The sequence below is a fragment of the Pseudomonas sp. ME-P-057 genome, assembly GCF_030208975.1.
Classification (GTDB): Bacteria; Pseudomonadota; Gammaproteobacteria; order Pseudomonadales; family Pseudomonadaceae; genus Aquipseudomonas; species Aquipseudomonas lutea.
The window spans coordinates 93,217-109,251 of record NZ_JARVSX010000040.1; the positions used below are offsets into that span (position 1 = coordinate 93,217).

A 16,035-nucleotide genomic window follows, 5' to 3' on the forward strand; every position below is an offset into this window, starting at 1 on the left:
AGTGCAGGGCTCCAGTCACTGCGGATCAATAGTTCCACAATCGAACGAGGTATAGCCCCTGCATTAGCGCCATCGGTGTCCGGAGTGTTCTGCCTTCCGGCCGGTTTTTCCCCAGGCGCTCGCTCCATACACTCCGCCTCGACAACCATTACCTTGCGAGGGCTTTCCCATGACATCCAGGCAATCACCGATTCGCGTCGGCATCATTGGCGTAGGCAACTGGGCTCGCCATGGTCACCTGCGCATACTTGATCTGTTGCCCCAATACCACTTGCAGGCGGTCTACAGTGAACGGCGTGAGCGGGCTGAAGCGGCGGCCGACGAATATTCCATACCCGACATTGCGGGGTCAGTCGAAGCATTGGTCAACAACCCTGAAGTCGATCTGATAGTGGTGCTCAACACTGCGCCCCAGCATGAAAGAACCGTACAAGCCGCCATTGCTGCGGGCAAGGATGTTTATTGCGAATGGCCATTAACGACCACCACTGCTGATTCTCAGAACTTGCTGCAACTGGCTCACAAGGCGGGCGTACGACACATCGTCGGGCTGCAACGCCGCCACGCGCCGCACAATCGTTACTTGCAGGATCTGCTGCGGCAAGGGTATGTCGGCAAAGTACGGTCCGTGCGCATGCACGTCAGCATGAATTACTTCCAGGCCGTGCGACCCAATGCGCTTCGCTGGACCGCAGCCGAGGAAAACTTCTCCAGTGTGATTGCGATCTATGCCGGTCATTTTCTCGACATGCTCTTCACCGCGACTGGCTGGCCGCTCAGCGTGTCAGGCCTGATGGTCAGCCAGTTTGCGCAGGTGACCATCAAGGAGACCGCAGAGGTGCTGCCGAGTACTGCGCCTGACCAATTAGTGCTAAGCGGCATGTTAGAGGATGGGGGCGTGGTCTCTATTCACATTGAAGGCGGCAAGAGGAATGGCTCCGGTGTGCAGATTGATATCACTGGCGATCAGGGCGACCTCAAAATCACCAACCGCTCGGCGTTTGGCGATGTTGGCGATGACTATGTCATCGAGGGCGCACATGGCGATAACCTGACGCTAGAAGTGTTGCCGGTGCCTGAGCAGTACCAGCGCCTGCCTGTCTCGGCGTTGCCCTCTGCCGTGCTTGAACTTGCAGAGCTCTATCACGCCTATGCGCAGGACGTTGCGGAGGGCACCGACGCAGCGGCGACGTTCAGCGATGCTTTACGCCTGCATCAGTTGCTGGATGCGGCAAAGGGCGGAGTTCAATCGCCCCTCAAATGAGAGCACGACCCTCTCGCGTAACCAGGATGTTTGCGATTGGCATCGGTAACGCCGGGATGAGGGAAGCGCATGACGCGCTCCCCCTGGGCTCAGCGGCCGACGATCAAACCACCATCAGTGTGCAGGATTTGGGTGAAAGCCTGATCATCCAGCTCCCATCGGCAAATCATCAAGTGCCTGACTTGATCTTGGTCCATGCCCGTGTCCTGGCGCGTTCCGCATCACGCCCCAGAGGTTTGAGTGTGTACAGCGTGGTCATCGCCGCCTCGGTCGGGTACAGATTGGGGTTGTTGCGGATCGAAGGGTCAACTTGGTCCGTTGCGTCCTTGTTCGGGTTCGGGTAGCCAACGAAATCGCTGATCGGCGCGATCACACCGGGCTGCAACAAGTAGTTGATGAATGTGTAAGCGTCCTGCGGATTGCTGGCACCTTTAGGGATGGCGAGCATGTCGAACCAGATCGGTGCTCCCTCCCTGGGCAGGCGCATGTCCACCGTTACCCCGTTATTCGCTTCTTTGGCGCGGTTGGCGGCCTGGGAAAAACTGCCGGAGTACCCGACCGCTACACAAATGTCTCCGTTGGCAATATCGGCCATGTATTTGGAGGAGTGAAAGTAGGTGACATAGGGACGGATTTTCATCAACAGCGCTTCGGCTTTGGCATAGTCCTTGGGATTTTCACTGTTTGGGTCCAGCCCCAAGTGCTGCAAGGCCAACGGCAGGATCTCGGACGGCGAGTCGAGCAGCGCGACGCCACACTGTTTAAGCTTGCTGATGTTCTCTTCCTTGAAAATCAGGTCCCAGCTGTCCACCGGGGCATTGTCGCCAAGCGCAGCCTTGACCTTGCTCGGGTTAAAGCCAATCAGGATGGTGCCGTACATGTAGGGCACTGCGAACTTGTTGCCCGGGTCATTGGCTTCGATCAGCTTCATCAACTTGGGGTCCAGGTGGTTCCAATTCGGCAACTGGCTACGGTCCAGCGGCTGAAACACCCCGGCTTCGATCTGCTTGGCCAGGAACACATTGGAAGGCACCACCACGTCATACCCGGAATTGCCGGTAAGTAGCTTGGCTTCCAAGGCTTCGTTGGTGTCAAAGATGTCGTACACCAGTTTGATGTCGGGGTGCTGCGACTTGAAGTCTTCAAGCGCCTTGGGCGTGATGTAGTCAAACCAGTTGTAGACCCGCAGGGTTTTCTCTTCGGCGTGGGCCACCCCACTGACAAAGGCCGCGCATAGCAAGATCGACTTGAGCATCTTCATTGAGCAATCCCCTCAAAACCTTCGAGAACGTTGACGGCATTGATGCCGATTTCTTCCACCGCGTAGCCGCCCTCCATCACGAAGAGCGTGGCTTTGCCCAAGCGGGCAATGCGTGCGCCCATCGCCAGGTAATCGGGACTGTCGAGTTTGAATTGCGAGATCGGGTCGTCCTTGAAGGTGTCCACGCCCAGGGATACGACGATGATTTCGGCGCCGTAGCGATCGATTTCTGTGCAGGCTTGCTCAAGCGCTGCGCTCCAGGCTGCCCAGTCAGCACCGGCGGCCAGAGGGTAGTTGAAGTTAAAGCCTACGCCTGCGCCTTCACCCAGCTCGTCGGCGTAGCCCAGGAAAAACGGAAACTCCGCTTCAGGGTGACCGTGGATCGAGGTAAACAGCACGTCGCTGCGTGCGTAGAAAATCGACTGGGTACCATTGCCGTGGTGGTAGTCCACATCCAGAATCGCGACTTTTTTGTGGCCCTGATCAAGAAAGGCCTGGGCGGCAATGGCGGCGTTGTTGAGGTAGCAATAACCGCCCATCAAATCGCTGGCTGCGTGGTGTCCCGGCGGACGGCACAAAGCGAAAGCACTGCGGGCGCCTTGCTGGATCGCCTGTTGAGCGGTAAGCGCAACCTGCGCCGCCGAGTACGCTGCCTGCCAGGTCCCGGCGGTAATCGGTGCGCCGCCATCGAAGCTGTAGTAACCCAGCTGCCCATGCAGGCTGGAGGGCAATACCCGGCGCAACGTGCGTGCCGGCCAAGTGTAGGGCAGCAAGTCACCGTCCTGCCCGAACTCGGCCCAACGCGTCCACGCACCCTGGAAGAATTCCAGATAGTCGCGGCTGTGGATTCGCTGCAGCGGCTCCAGTCCAAAATCCTGCGGCGCCAGGACCGGGCCCAGCTGACGGTCCTCGACCCGTTGCAACACATGGTCGGCCCGAGAAGGCATTTCGAAGCAGGGCATCAACTGCCCGTCCATTAGTTCACAGCGTCCATGGTGCAGATGATGATCATCAGAGTAGATCGTCAGCATTGGTGTTCTCCGCAGACTGTATCGGTGATGCAGTCTTGCGGCAGCCGCAGTTTAGGAGAACGGCAGACGCGGCCAAAAGGGGACAAATATGGCCAGACTTTCTGTCCGTAAATCGCCCCTCAACGAGGCATCATGTTCGAAACTGACTCGGCGCCACCCCACTCCAGCGCACAAAAGCGTGCCTGAAACTTGCAGTTTCACTGAAGCCCAGCGCCTCGGCGATCCGGTGGACGGGCCACCGGTCCTGCGCCAGCAACTGTTTGGCGCGTTCGAAACGAAGTTCGTCGAGCAGCTCCTGATAGCTGCAGCCCATGCCATGCAAATGACGACGCAGAGAGCGCGCCGAACAGTTCATTTGTTGAGCCAGCCCTTCCAGCCCGGGCGCAGCATGCAGTTGAGCAGCCAGTAACTGACGGATCCGCCCAAGCCAGGCCTCACGCCCAGTGAATTCCGTATTCTGTTTGCGACAGCGCTCGACCATGGCCTGGTGGGTCACCGTGTCGGCCAGTGGCAAGGGCTGGGCCAGCCAGCGTTTATCAAAGGCAAACGCATTGGCGGTTGCCTGAAACTGTAACGGACAGTCAAAACACTCGGCGTAGCGCGCTTGGTAATCTGGCGCAGTGTGCTCAAAACGAGCGCCCAGCAAAGGCAACGAGTGGCCGAGCAGGTCATCGCAAATGACTTTCAGTGAACCCAGGCACAGCTCAACGTTGAAAGCGGTCAGAGCCGGATTCTCACGGTAATCGCTGGCGGTGAACCAGACACACTCACCCTCCTCCTCCAGGCTCAGCTCAAAGAGCGTTCCCAAGAGAGCGGGATAACGCAGGGCCAGACGTAACGCGTCACCGAAAGTGGCACTGGTGAGCAATGCATAACCGAGCATGCCGTAAGACGATACATGCATGCGCAAGCCCACGATCAGGCCTATATCGCGCCGCAAAGCGACAGCATTGGCGCACACCTGCATCTCCTGATGCGTGGCGATACGTGTGTCGGCGCGGCTCAAATCCGTTGCGCAGATACCACTGCCGGCCAGCAGCGCCTCGGCGGACCATCCCTGCGCCGTGAAAGTGCTCAGGACCAAGGAGACCGCGTTAAGGGTAGTGAGGTGGGAATGAAGCATGGGGAGTTCCGCCAGGCGATGAGGACAAGAAGAGCAAGTTATGTGCCGGGATACTGTCTGGTTAGTTTGCCCCTGTGCTGCGCCATTAGCCAAACTACATACGGCTCAAACAACGCACCGCGTCTGCAGCGACAGTTGACGTGCGGGAAGCATGCGGCCGAGATGAACTTTGTTTAGCATGAGGACATATACGCTCCGATGCGCACGCTCTAACGCAACGCTCAGGCGCCTTATTCTGGGTGCGTGAGCGAACCGAAGTCATGTCTTCAGAGGGCGCCCCTCACCTGTCTGAAAGAGCCAGCCCAACCAATTCTTCAAAAATGACGGTTTGAGAGAAGATCCAATGAGAACTGACTGGCAACAAATTCGAGAAATGATGAACACTGTCATCGACAGCTGCGAGCAGATCGAAACAGCGGGGTTCAGCGAAGACCATCGTTGCGCGACGGTCCAGATCAAAGGCGTCGATTACTCCGTTCAGGAGTTTCTGATCAGTGCCTGGACGCTCCCGGAGAACATTCGCTATCAGATCATTCGTGAGCGTCACGAAGCTGGAAATGACCTCCCCTACGTTCCTGAAGCCGCCCGCATTCTCGTCTCAATGGCTCAGGCCTGCGCGGAACTGGTTGGAGCAGCCGACACGGCACCCGCCAAGAAAGCGATTGAAGGGATGACTCATTGGTACAGGGCTTACGCGGTTCCACACGTGACGACGGCCATCAGGCTCGCAAACAAGGAGCCTGACGCTTAGGTCGGCGAAGCTGCCGCTAGCGGAGGCTGATCTGTCATCCGTGGGGTGGGTGTTTGACAGGGGTCGCAAGCCCCCTGCCGTTAAAGCCAACCGCATGATCAGCTACCGCGGATCGGGCTGTGGACGCTGTGGAATTGCCTTCTCTCTGGCCCCGCGTTGGTGGGTCACTGGGAGGATCTGCGCGATGGCAAATATTATCTCGAAGCAGGTAAAACCCAGAATAAGGAAGCTGGCTCCTTTAGCCACCGCGAGGAGCTGCCAGATCGCAAATAGCATTCGTGCCACCGCGTCATATAAGCCAACAGTGCGGCTGGGTTGCATCAAGCGCCAGGCCGACCAGATAACCACTACAGAGCCCAGAAGATTCGTGAAGAGCATGGCAGTAATGTCCGGTGTCGATACTGCCCGGTTTAACGCCAATGCATCCGACAGCGCCGAGAATCCTGTAAACATCAAGGATGCCGTCCAGGGTGTCATGAATCCTGCCGTAACGATCAGGTCGTAAATGGCGCTGGCCCGAACAATTTGCAGATTTTTATTTACGCTGATCATCGTCAACCCTCACAGTTCGAGCCCGCAGGCTAAAGCCTCGTGTTAGGTCCAGAGTCAACCAGAGAATTGATCGATGAAAATCGGGGAAGTGGCTGCGCACACGGGGGTATCAGTCGATGCGCTACGATTTTATGAAGAGAAGGGTCTGATCAAGCCGCATCGAGCGGCGAACGGCTACAGGTTCTATTCAGAGCAAACGCTGCAAATCGTCGGGTACATCAAATTAGCTCAGCACCTCGGGTTTTCACTTAGAGAGATCGGTGAAAACTTGCCACTTTTATGGAACAGCGAGGGGACATCAAGGGCCCACATCGCCCAGTTGTTTGAAGAGAAAATCGCTTTACTGGACGCAAGAATCAGCGAAATGCACAAACTGCGTAGTCTGCTGGCTGAACGAGCAGCTCAGGTATGTCCCCTGGCCGGTATCGGCGATTGAATGATGAGGGCGGACGGCATTTTCGCTCTGACTCATCTTTGCCGAACAACACTACCGTCGAAACGCACCCCGGATTAGCGACGAAAGAGTGTCTATCGCCTCATCGACGGTGTGACGTCCTCGCACTGTTGCCCCCGAGAGCGCTTCGCCTGCTCCCACCAGGGCGGTGCAGACACGCTCCATTTCTTCAGATGACAGCCCTGCATGGGGCTCCAGCACAGCTATAAACATGCGCACGCAGTTGTCCAGCAACTCTTGGAACACTGCCGCTTTATCGCTGCTGCCTGCCAGCGCAGCTCCCACGACGTGAAATTCGTCGGTATGGTCCGCCGCACAATGGATATAGGCGCTGGCGAGCACCTGCGCGGTCTCCTCCAAAGTCTGCGGACTGCTCGCCATGGCATTGCGGAAGGCATCAACCCGCTCGGTATCGATCCATCGGTAGAGCTCAATCAAGAGCGCCGAGCGGGTGCTGAAATGGTCGTATACCACCGGTTTTGAGACGCCGGCGCGGACCGCCAAATGGCCCAGGGTCAGCCTGTCGGCGTTTTCCTCGCGCACGATCAGCAGTGCGGTCTGGAGCAATTGTCGCCTGCGCTCGGCTTTTGACAGCCGACGCGAGCCTGTGCCGCTTGCCGGAGGGGTGCTGACTTTTTCCACGTTGATCCTCAAAGACAGGAAAGCTACCGATGGTAGGTTACGGAAAAGAACACTCGTGTTAGGTTTCCTACCAACAGTAGGTTAACCGAAAGGAGAACACACGATGTCATTGCATCCGATACTTTTCATGGGCGGTTCAGGCGCAATAGGCCACCGCACCGCTCAAGCGTTACGCACTGCTCATCCCGGGATTTCACTGCTGATCGGCGGCCGCGATCTTGCCAAGGCCCAGCAAGCGGCAGAGCAACTCGGCGGGGCGCAGGGGATAGTGATTGACCCGGCAGCCGATGATTTGGGCCTCGGCGATCGCCAGGTTAGCGCCGTGGTGGTCCTTTACATGGATCATTCCCTTGCCGGCCTGCGTTACGCCCAAAAACGTGGCGTGCCGCATCTGAGTATCTCCTCCGGGGTTTTCGAGATAGCGCCGCAAATCGCAACCTACATGCACAAGCCTGACATCGCGCCCATTGTGCTCGGTTACGAGTGGATGGTCGGCGCGACAACAGTGGCGACGCTTAGCATCGCCAACGCTTTCAGCCGCGTTCAAGACATCGTGATCAACGCGCTAGTCGATGAGCAAGACACTGGGGGCCCGACTGTCGCGAAGGATTTCGAGCATCTGAGCAAAATGTTGCCTGCGGCGCTGAGCAGACGCGATCAAGCCTACATCTGGCGCGACGGACAGGATGCCAAGGTCACCTTCAACGCGGTGGATGGTACCCCGATCGAAGGCAGCGGCTTCTCCTCTATCGACGTTGCCGGCTTGGCTGCCGCGACCGGGGCGCCCAATGTCCAATTCAATCTCGCCATCGGCGTTAGCTCGACCCGACGCCGAGGTCAGCCAATGTCGACGGAGATCATCATCGAGCTTACCGGCGAGGATCTGCACGGGAAACACCTGCGCACGCGTCATGCAGTTATCCATCCAAGAGGCGCTGCCGCCCTCACCGGCCTCAGCGTGGCAATGCTGCTGGAGCGGTTGCTTGGGCTGGATGGCCAGCCTGCCCCGCTCCCCGGTCTCTACTTTCCCTACCAGCTTCTGGATGCAGATCAATATTTGAAACGCTTGGCACAGGATGGTGGGGAGCTTTGTGAATTACCCACGTGAATAAACGTCGACCGTGCCGGTAAGCCGGGTGTTGTCATCCGCAGATTGGCAGCCCCTGCTACGGTGAGTGCCCCACCTGAGTTTTGGCTCATCGCGCGGCTCCCGATAACTTCGTATCGGCGCTCCTCGGTTTGAACGGCCATTGCGCCGCTCAAGGAGACGAAGGCATTCGGTTTTGATGTTCGGGACGTTGTGCGCGCGATCGGCTTGGGTGAACGAGCCATTGGATCGGCCGGATCACTGGCGAGGTGTTGCCAGGGCTAATGCACGCCGACAAATTGTGCCGATATCTTGAGAATGCCAAGGCTTGGGGATGAACAGCGGAGCATATCCAGACTCCAGGATTTGTTGCCCTTTTCCACCGGAGGACAAGATCACGGGTATGCGCGGCCAATGAGCCTGCACTCGATTAGCCAAACCGATTCCGTTCAGCCCACCAGGCAGATGGATGTCGGACAGCAGAAGGTCTGCCCCTCCCAAGGTCTCGCACAACCAGTGCCAAGCGTCATCGCCTGTCTCTGCTGTTACTACCTCGAAGCCTTCCATCTCCAGAATTTCATGTATCAAACTGCGGATGAGCCAGTCATCTTCCACGACTAAAACCGTTGATACCACTGCCATGTGCTCGTGCTGGTTTGACATGGACGTTGGACTGGGTCGCTGCCTGCGGGTTCCACTAACGATACGGCGGTTGCTCAGCCATCGTCGCGTAGTCATGACGCCCAACCTGAGTGGCGTTTAGCTCTGTGCCGAGCCTGAGCGCCCCAATGCTCTACACGCTTGCGAGTCGCTGCTTTCGACCAGACGCGGACATCCTTCCATGCCCAGATCGCCGGGCCTGCTGCTTCGCTGGCCCGCAGCACGTTGTTGGCAGCCTTGGGGGCAGGCTTAGGCGATAGCACCCAAGCCTGCCCAGGCTTTCAGGCGGCGCGTGAGGTTAGAACTGCCAATCCAGCGACAGCCCTACCCCGTGGGTTTTATCCCGGGCACCCAACAGGCCGTTGTAGTCCAGATTGATCCGCGCATCCCGGCTCAAGGCAAGGCTGGCGCGGGCGCCCACGACGGCAACGTCCCGGTCCATCGACACGCTTTGCACGGCAAAGGTATTCGCCCCGCTGGCAAAGGCCAGATGCTGCTCGGCCGAGGTATCGCTCAGGTTATGCTGCCAACCCAAGGTAGCGGACACATCCAGCTTCTGAGTGTCGTTCAGATTGAAACGGCTACCGGCGCGTGCGCCAAGGGTGGAGAGCACAGTGTCGCGGGTGTCGTCGCTCCCCTTGAGCGCCGTGGCACCCCCTTTTTCGGTAAAGCTGTCGCTATCGAAGTGCACGTAAGCCAAGTTAGCGAAGGGTTCCAACGCCAGGCGTTGCAGGTTGAGACGATAAGCGGCTTCGGTGAATACCTGGGTCGATTGCGCATCGCGCTTGACCTTCTGCCGGTCGGCCAAACTGCCCAACTGCAGGTCACGCTTGACGTCGATGCGGTGCCAGCTATGGGACGCGCCAGCGGTGAGGCGCAACGCACCTTCTTCATGGCCGATGTAGGCACCCAAATGGTAGCTGTCGGCTGAAGCCCGCGAGTGGGTATCGTCGCCCATGCCCAATGAGGTATCGCTGTAACCGACCATGGCGCCCAGCCGGGTATGCTCAGCCACCAAACCGTCGACACCGGCGAGCAGACCGCCCAGTGATGAGGTAGAACTGGCGCTGTCGCTGCTGCCGGCGTTCTTGCCCCACGCGCCCAGGCCTTTCACCCACCAGTTGTTGTCTTCAACACCCGCCGCAGGCTGGTCGTACAGCCCTTCGACGCGCAGGCGATCACCCACGGCATCGCGTACCTGGCGGCTGTCGTTGATCAACTGAGTGGCAATGGCCGGATGCACTTCGCCGGACAACTGGGTGTAGGCCCGCCGAGCCGTAGCCGCATCGGGGCTCAGCAGCAGCTCGTCATACACCGCGTTACCGCTCCCTAGTTGCTCGGCAGCAGCCGCTACGTTGGCCTGGTTAGCGGTTTGCGCGGCGCTGGCGAAGCTGTCCGCGTTGCGCTCCAGGGCCAAGGCGACTCCCGTACCGCCGTAGGCGAGACTGCCATCCAGAAAAGCGTAGTTGTCCAGCACCGCCCCAAACTGGCCCTGCACGCCGCCAGCGGCTTGCAGCACGCTGAACTGTCGGCCCACCAGGCTGTTGACCTCGCCTGTGGTGAAGCCGGCGCCGTTTTCCAGCGAGAGGGCCATGGTCGCGCCGCTCACCGTAGCCTGCCCGCCGGCGATGATGCGGTCGCTACCCGTGGGCGACAACTCCACCGCATACACAGCGCCGGGCGCCAGGTTAAGGTCGCCCGCCACATTTAAGGTGCCCACGGAATTGCCCGGCGCCACCGTACCGCCACGGTTGGCAGTAAGAGACGCCACCCGACCGTTGCCGCCCAGTATGCCGGTGTCGTTGACGGTCACCGCCGAGGCCAGCGAACCATTGACCGCCAGGCGCCCTTGATTGATCAGGGTTGGGCCGCTGTAGGTGTTGGCGCCGGTCAGCACCAAGGTCCCGATACCCAGCTTGGTCAAGCCGCCGTGCCCGGATATGTCATTACTCCACACGTCACGCCCGCATTGTGGCCCGCTGCAGAGGCGCTGGGTCGGTTTACCCGCATCGACCACTGCGCCTATGCCTGGCAGGTTGACGACGAACTGGCTGTCGCCATAGGCGCCGCTGATACGAAACTCGGCAGGAATATCCGCCTCGGTGACGAACATGCTCGGGCCGTTGACGGCCTTGCCCAGATTGATCATGCCCCAGCCATAGAGCGCGTCCACGCCAGGCGCGCCGAGGTCGGTGGCGGTGGTTTTCAACACGTCGGCCACCTGTGCGCCGGTCATGTAGGGGAAGCGCTCCATCAGTACCGCCATGCTGCCCGCCACATGGGGCGCGGCCATGGAGGTACCGTTTTTGTTGGCCCAGCCCACGGTGAGGTCTTGCAAGCTGGTGCCGTTGAGCACGGAGCTGTAGATCCGCGTACCGGGTGCCGACACGCAGAAGCTGGCCGTGTAGCCGCAACGAGAAGAAAAGGTGCTCAAAATGTAAGGCGTGGCGCCGGCGGTCGTGGCGTTGGGGTTTTGCTGCAACGCAGCAACGGTCAGCCAGTTTGGGGCGATCTCTGGCACGAAATACCCCAGCCCGGCCATGGCGTCCGGGTTGTTCAGGTTGTAGTCGTTGCCTGCGGCGAAAATGGTGACCACGCCGCTGCGCGCGGCATCGATGGCGCCCTGGTAAGCGCCCCCCGGGCGAGTGCCGAGGATCTGTCGGATCTGATCGAACTGCAGCTGCGCGTCCTGCACGGTAAAGTGCGCGAAGGCCGGGTCGCGACCGCCTTGGGCAAAGCGCTCGGTAATACCAATGCCCCAGCTGTTATTGATGACGCGCGCGCCACTATTGACCAAGGCGTTCCAGCCAGCCTGGTAAACCGCGCCGTCGTTGCCCAGCACAATGCCGTCTTCCGGGCCTGGGTCGCCGTTGTCGGCGCTGATGATCTGGGCGTTGAAGGCCACGCCGTGCATGGGTCCGCCGTCTCGGTTGCCGCCAGCGATGCCACCTACGTGGGTGCCGTGGTTGCCCAACCGGCCGTTTGAGTCAGGGGTGGGCGCGCCATCGTAACGAAAGGCGTCGCCGGCCTTTACCGGAATATAGGGGTCGGTATATTCGCGAATGCCACTGGTTACCAGGTTGATTACTTTATCCGGGCTGGCAAATTCCGGGTGAGGTGCGTACACCGGCTGATCGAAAATCCCCAACTTTACGCCCTTGCCGGTGTAACCGGCCGCGTAAGCCTGGTCGGCGTTGATCGCGCCCAGCCCCCATTGGGCAGTGAACTCCGCGCTGCGCCAACTGGCGGCATTCCCGGCCTGACCGGCTTCGGCGTAAGGCGCAGCCTGAGCTACACCGAGGGTGGTCAAGTAACAGGCCAGGGCGCCGCAAGAGACGCGATTGGCTTGCCTAATAGCGTGGCGAATGGAGCTGACAGCAACCTGTCGAGTGGTGGATGGCTTTTTCATCAATATAACTGTCCTTAGTTAGCGCACACGAAACCCCGCGCGAACGCCGCCTTGGCATCCGCGTGGTTCTTTTTCCAACAATGGGTAGATTGGAACCTTTAGCGTCAGGCAATCGGCGGGCGAAAACCTGGTTCGCCCTGCCGCTTTGCGTTTAGAACTGCCAGTTAAAACTCAAGCCGATGCCGTGGCTTTTTTCACGGCTGGCCAATTGGCCGTTGTAGTCCAGGCTAACGCTGGCCTCACGGCTCAGAGCCATGCGGGCATGGGCGCCCACCAGGGCCGCGTCACGCACCAGGGGCGAGCTCTCGATGCCAAAGCTACTGCCGCCTGCCGCAAAAGCCATGTGCTGCTCCGAGTCGATATCGCTCAGGTTGTGCTGCCAGCCCAGGCTGCCGGAGAGGTCCAGCTTTTGACGATCAGTGATTGCGATGGTTTTAAGCGCCCGTACACCCAGCGTGCCGAGCGCGGCTTCACGGGTATCGCTGCCGGATGCAAGCGCTGCGGCATCTCCCTTCTCGGTGAAGCTGTCAGTGCCCAGGTGTACATAGGCCAGGTTGGCGAAGGGCTCAAGCACAGCGGCCTGCAGCTGAATACGGTACGCCGCTTCGGTGAATACCTGTGCGGTTTGCGCATCGTGCCTGGTTTTCTCCCGACCACTGGCGCCACCGACCTGTACATCACGTCTGGCATCGATCCTGTGCCAGCTGTAGGCACCGCCGAGGGTCAAGCGCCAAGCGCCGATCTCATGACCCAAGTAGGTACCCAGATGGTAGCTGTCTACCGATGCACGGGAATGGGTACCCGAGCCCATATTGACCGAGCTGTCACTGTAGCCGCCTACCAGGCCAAGGCGAGTGGATTCACCTACGTCGCCATCGACACCCGCCAGCACACCGCTGATGGACGAGGTATAGCCAGCCGTATCACCACGGGAGTCTGTTTTGCCCCAGGCGCCCAAGGCCTTGACCCACACGTTGTCTTGCGCCGAGGTATTGGCATCGGCACCGAACACGCTGGTCCCCAGACGCTCGCCAACGGCATCACGCACGTAGCGGCTGTCGTTGATCAACTGGGTCGCGACGGCCGGGTAGATCTCGCCCGACAGCTGCTGGAAACTCTCCCGGGCCGAGGCGGCATTTGGCGCGAGCAGCAGGTTTTCATACACCGCATTACCCGCCCCCAATTGCTCGGCGGCCGAGGCCACTGCTGCCTGATTAGGGGTTTGCGCCACGCTGTCGAACGCCGCCGTGCGCTCGATATTCAGCGCAATACTGTTAGCGGCGTAATCCAGCCGGCCACCGAGGAACGCGTAGTTGGCGGTGACCGCAGCGAACTGCCCGCTCACACCATTGGCGGCTTGCAACACGCTGTACTGACGGCCAACCAGGGTTTGGCCAGGCGTGGCGTTCAAGGCCGGCGGCGTCGGGTCCAGCGCCAGGGCCAGGGCCATGTTGGCGCCCGACACCGTGGCACTGCCGGTGGCCACAATGCGGTCACTGGCCGTTGGCGAAAGCTCCACCGCATAGGTTGAGCCTGGCGCGAGGGTCACGTTACCGTTCACCCGCAAGGTGCCAATGGAGTTACCCGGCGCAACCTGCCCGCCGCTCATCGCCGTGAGGTTACCAACCTGGCCATTGCCGCCCAAGGTGCCACCGGCATTGACCTGCACGGCAGACGCGAGGGAGCCATTGACCGACAGCACACCACCGTTGACCTGGGTATCGCCGCGATAGGTGTTGTTCCCTTCAAGGATCAACCGCCCCGCGCCGGACTTGATCAGGCTTCCCTGGTACTGGCGCTGAGCCGCCGCAGCAGCACGGGCGGTGCCCACGGCGTAGTCGGTTTGGTCCTGTTGGCTGGCGGTGCTGGCCACGCCGTTCTGCCAACCTCTGCTGACAACGGTTTGCTGCCAGGTAGCCTGTTCAGCGGTGTCCTCGGCCTGACGCTGAATCAACGCCCGATCAGAAATATCGTTGCTCCAGACATCGGTTTGGCCGGCGCCCAGGGTGGCGTCGAAGGTCCCCAGCAACTGGCCGGGGCCGCGCATCGCCCGCTCCAGGTTGACGACACCCCAGCCCACAGCGCCATTGGGGGCCTGGGTGACCGAACCATCGAGTTGGGTCGCGGTGGTGAGCAGCACCTGCAAGGCCTGCTCGTTGTTCATGTAAGGGTAGCGCTCCATCACCAGCGCCAACGCGCCCGTGGCGTGCGGCGCAGCCATGGACGTACCGGACTTGAGCGCATAACCGCCGCCAGGCACGGTGCTGTTGATCAGCCTTCCCGGTGTGGTGATGCACCAGTATTTGGCAAGGCCGCATTGGTTATAGCGTTGGGCATTGGCGCTATCCAGCCCAGAGACTGCCAGCCAGTGGCCTTCCAGGTCTGGCTCGAAATACGGCAATGCAGACCGCACACTGGCGTTGGCATAGCCGGTATTGCCAGCACTGAAGACATTGATCACACCGTTGCGTGACACGTTAGCCGCTTCATCCAGCCAAGTGCCCCGGTTGTAATGCTGGGCGTAGGCGGCCTGCACCCCGCCCAAAGTCGCGTAGGTCACATCCGGCGGCTGGCTACCCCAACTGTTGTTGATCGCCCGCACGCCGGCATCAGCCAATGCGCCATAGGCTGCCTTGAAGTACTTGGGGTCCGGGCTCGGGCCAAACAGGAAGCTATCGCTCTGGTTAGTGTTGGCCACATAGATTTGCGCGTTGTATGCCACGCCATGCATGCCAACGCCATCACGGGCCGCGCCCATGGTCCCGGTCACGTGCGTGCCGTGGGTGTCGTTATTAGGGTTGATGGCACCCGTGACGCTAAAGGGCGAACCATCCACATAGGTGCCATTGGCCGTTACCGCATGGTAGCGGGATGGGCTGGCTTCGGGATGAGAGGGGTCGAATCCCGAATCCATTGCGCCGATTTTTACGCCGTTGCCGGTGATACCGGCAGCATATGCCTGTTCAGCCTGGATACGGCCCAATCCCCAGTCGCTCTGAAATTCTGGCGAGCGCCAACTGGCCGCATCGCCCAACTTCCCCTGTTCTGCGTAGTCGGCGTAAGCCGAGCAGCCAAAGGTAAAAGACAACGCGCAAAGTGCGGTCGTGGTTACGGGTTTAACGGAATAACGGACAGCACTGGACGGCTTGAACCTTCGCATCCCTGCACACCTTTTTATTTGATAGCTCCCTATTGAGCGCCGTAAGAAAATAGTCTGCCCGGAACGGGATGGCAACTAATTTGTTTCAAAACTGATACAAAGCTTACTGCAGCAAAAACCGGGCATCTCAGGGAAAAGGGCACTGTTGTGAGGCATCTCTAACGTTTCCGGCACAACTAAAGCGCATTGCGGAATAGTGGCCTTTTAGTTACTTCGTCAAAAACGACGTAGTTGGCCTGCGCAGGAGTCCTGCCCAGCGGAGACAGTTACCAATCCAAGCGAAACGCATGTCAGGGAGATATTCAGGTAATGAATTATGAAACTCTGGCCGAGCCACTACTTAGCCATGCCATAGCACCATTTTTGGCCAGTGTGAAGCGCTGAGTAAGCCTGACGGCGCAGTCGTGGTACTTGGGAAGGTATGTCGGCCCCCTAAAACGATGGGGTGCTTTGAGTGATCATTATTGCTGTATGGGCTATCGTCCTTGTATCGCTATGCCCCCTACTTACGTTATCAGCGGTTATGGGCGTTAAACGCACGGACGCTAAAGGATCAGCTGGCGAAGTTATTATGTTCGCGCAACTTTCCGTAGCGCTGTCGATAATCGCTGGACTTGCGGCTGGCGGGCGAGCCCCTGCGG

The 16,035-nt window shown here is 59.6% G+C and carries 12 protein-coding genes; 4 read left to right on the top strand and 8 right to left on the bottom strand.

The window, feature by feature from the left end; all coding sequences use genetic code 11:
• The first annotated feature begins 169 nt into the window (after positions 1 to 169).
• The gene (locus tag QRN48_RS21995; RefSeq protein WP_285353261.1) at positions 170 to 1,264 is read left to right on the top strand and encodes a Gfo/Idh/MocA family protein; all 1,095 of its coding nucleotides are present in this window, start codon (positions 170 to 172) and stop codon (positions 1,262 to 1,264) included.
• Positions 1,265 to 1,433: 169 nt separating this feature from the next.
• Here QRN48_RS21995 and QRN48_RS22000 read toward each other — a convergent pair whose 3' ends face one another.
• The 3 genes from QRN48_RS22000 to QRN48_RS22010 all read right to left on the bottom strand — a co-directional run bounded on the left by QRN48_RS22000 (position 1,434) and on the right by QRN48_RS22010 (position 4,679).
• On the bottom strand, positions 1,434 to 2,525 hold the full coding sequence (locus QRN48_RS22000; protein WP_285353263.1) for a polyamine ABC transporter substrate-binding protein: 1,092 nt from the start codon (positions 2,523 to 2,525) through the stop codon (positions 1,434 to 1,436).
• Complete coding sequence (locus QRN48_RS22005; RefSeq protein WP_037009004.1) at positions 2,522 to 3,556, bottom strand: histone deacetylase family protein; 1,035 nt, start codon at positions 3,554 to 3,556, stop codon at positions 2,522 to 2,524. The genes QRN48_RS22000 and QRN48_RS22005 overlap by 4 nt, the downstream gene beginning before the upstream one ends.
• A gap of 130 nt (positions 3,557 to 3,686) precedes the next feature.
• Positions 3,687 to 4,679, bottom strand: a complete 993-nt coding sequence (locus tag QRN48_RS22010) for an AraC family transcriptional regulator (RefSeq protein ID WP_285353265.1) — start codon at positions 4,677 to 4,679, stop codon at positions 3,687 to 3,689.
• Between the two features lie 376 nt (positions 4,680 to 5,055).
• On the opposite strand from QRN48_RS22010, the gene QRN48_RS22015 reads away from it, so the two are divergent.
• On the top strand, positions 5,056 to 5,430 hold the full coding sequence (locus tag QRN48_RS22015) for a hypothetical protein (protein ID WP_285353267.1): 375 nt from the start codon (positions 5,056 to 5,058) through the stop codon (positions 5,428 to 5,430).
• 102 nt (positions 5,431 to 5,532) lie between these two features.
• Here the strand turns inward: QRN48_RS22015 and QRN48_RS22020 are convergent, their stop codons facing one another.
• A complete protein-coding gene (locus QRN48_RS22020; protein ID WP_285353269.1) occupies positions 5,533 to 5,982 on the bottom strand; it encodes a hypothetical protein in 450 nt (149 codons plus the stop codon).
• 73 nt (positions 5,983 to 6,055) lie between these two features.
• On the opposite strand from QRN48_RS22020, the gene QRN48_RS22025 reads away from it, so the two are divergent.
• A complete protein-coding gene (locus tag QRN48_RS22025; protein ID WP_285353271.1) occupies positions 6,056 to 6,418 on the top strand; it encodes a MerR family transcriptional regulator in 363 nt (120 codons plus the stop codon).
• Between the two features lie 51 nt (positions 6,419 to 6,469).
• Here the strand turns inward: QRN48_RS22025 and QRN48_RS22030 are convergent, their stop codons facing one another.
• The gene (locus tag QRN48_RS22030) at positions 6,470 to 7,078 is read right to left on the bottom strand and encodes a TetR/AcrR family transcriptional regulator (protein ID WP_285353273.1); all 609 of its coding nucleotides are present in this window, start codon (positions 7,076 to 7,078) and stop codon (positions 6,470 to 6,472) included.
• Between the two features lie 103 nt (positions 7,079 to 7,181).
• Between QRN48_RS22030 and QRN48_RS22035 the strand changes: the two genes are divergently transcribed.
• Positions 7,182 to 8,186, top strand: coding sequence for an NAD(P)-dependent oxidoreductase (locus QRN48_RS22035; RefSeq protein ID WP_285353275.1), 1,005 nt, complete (start codon positions 7,182 to 7,184; stop codon positions 8,184 to 8,186).
• 237 nt (positions 8,187 to 8,423) lie between these two features.
• On the opposite strand, the gene QRN48_RS22040 is transcribed toward QRN48_RS22035, so the two are convergent.
• From QRN48_RS22040 to eprS, 3 genes are all read right to left on the bottom strand, one after another.
• Positions 8,424 to 8,807, bottom strand: coding sequence for a response regulator (locus tag QRN48_RS22040; RefSeq protein WP_160176702.1), 384 nt, complete (start codon positions 8,805 to 8,807; stop codon positions 8,424 to 8,426).
• Between the two features lie 316 nt (positions 8,808 to 9,123).
• On the bottom strand, positions 9,124 to 12,234 hold the full coding sequence (locus QRN48_RS22045) for an autotransporter domain-containing protein (RefSeq protein WP_285353277.1): 3,111 nt from the start codon (positions 12,232 to 12,234) through the stop codon (positions 9,124 to 9,126).
• Between the two features lie 151 nt (positions 12,235 to 12,385).
• Positions 12,386 to 15,394 (bottom strand): autotransporter serine peptidase EprS, encoded by a 3,009-nt coding sequence (eprS, locus tag QRN48_RS22050; RefSeq protein ID WP_285353279.1) that lies wholly within the window; start codon positions 15,392 to 15,394, stop codon positions 12,386 to 12,388.
• Positions 15,395 to 16,035: the final 641 nt, after the last annotated feature.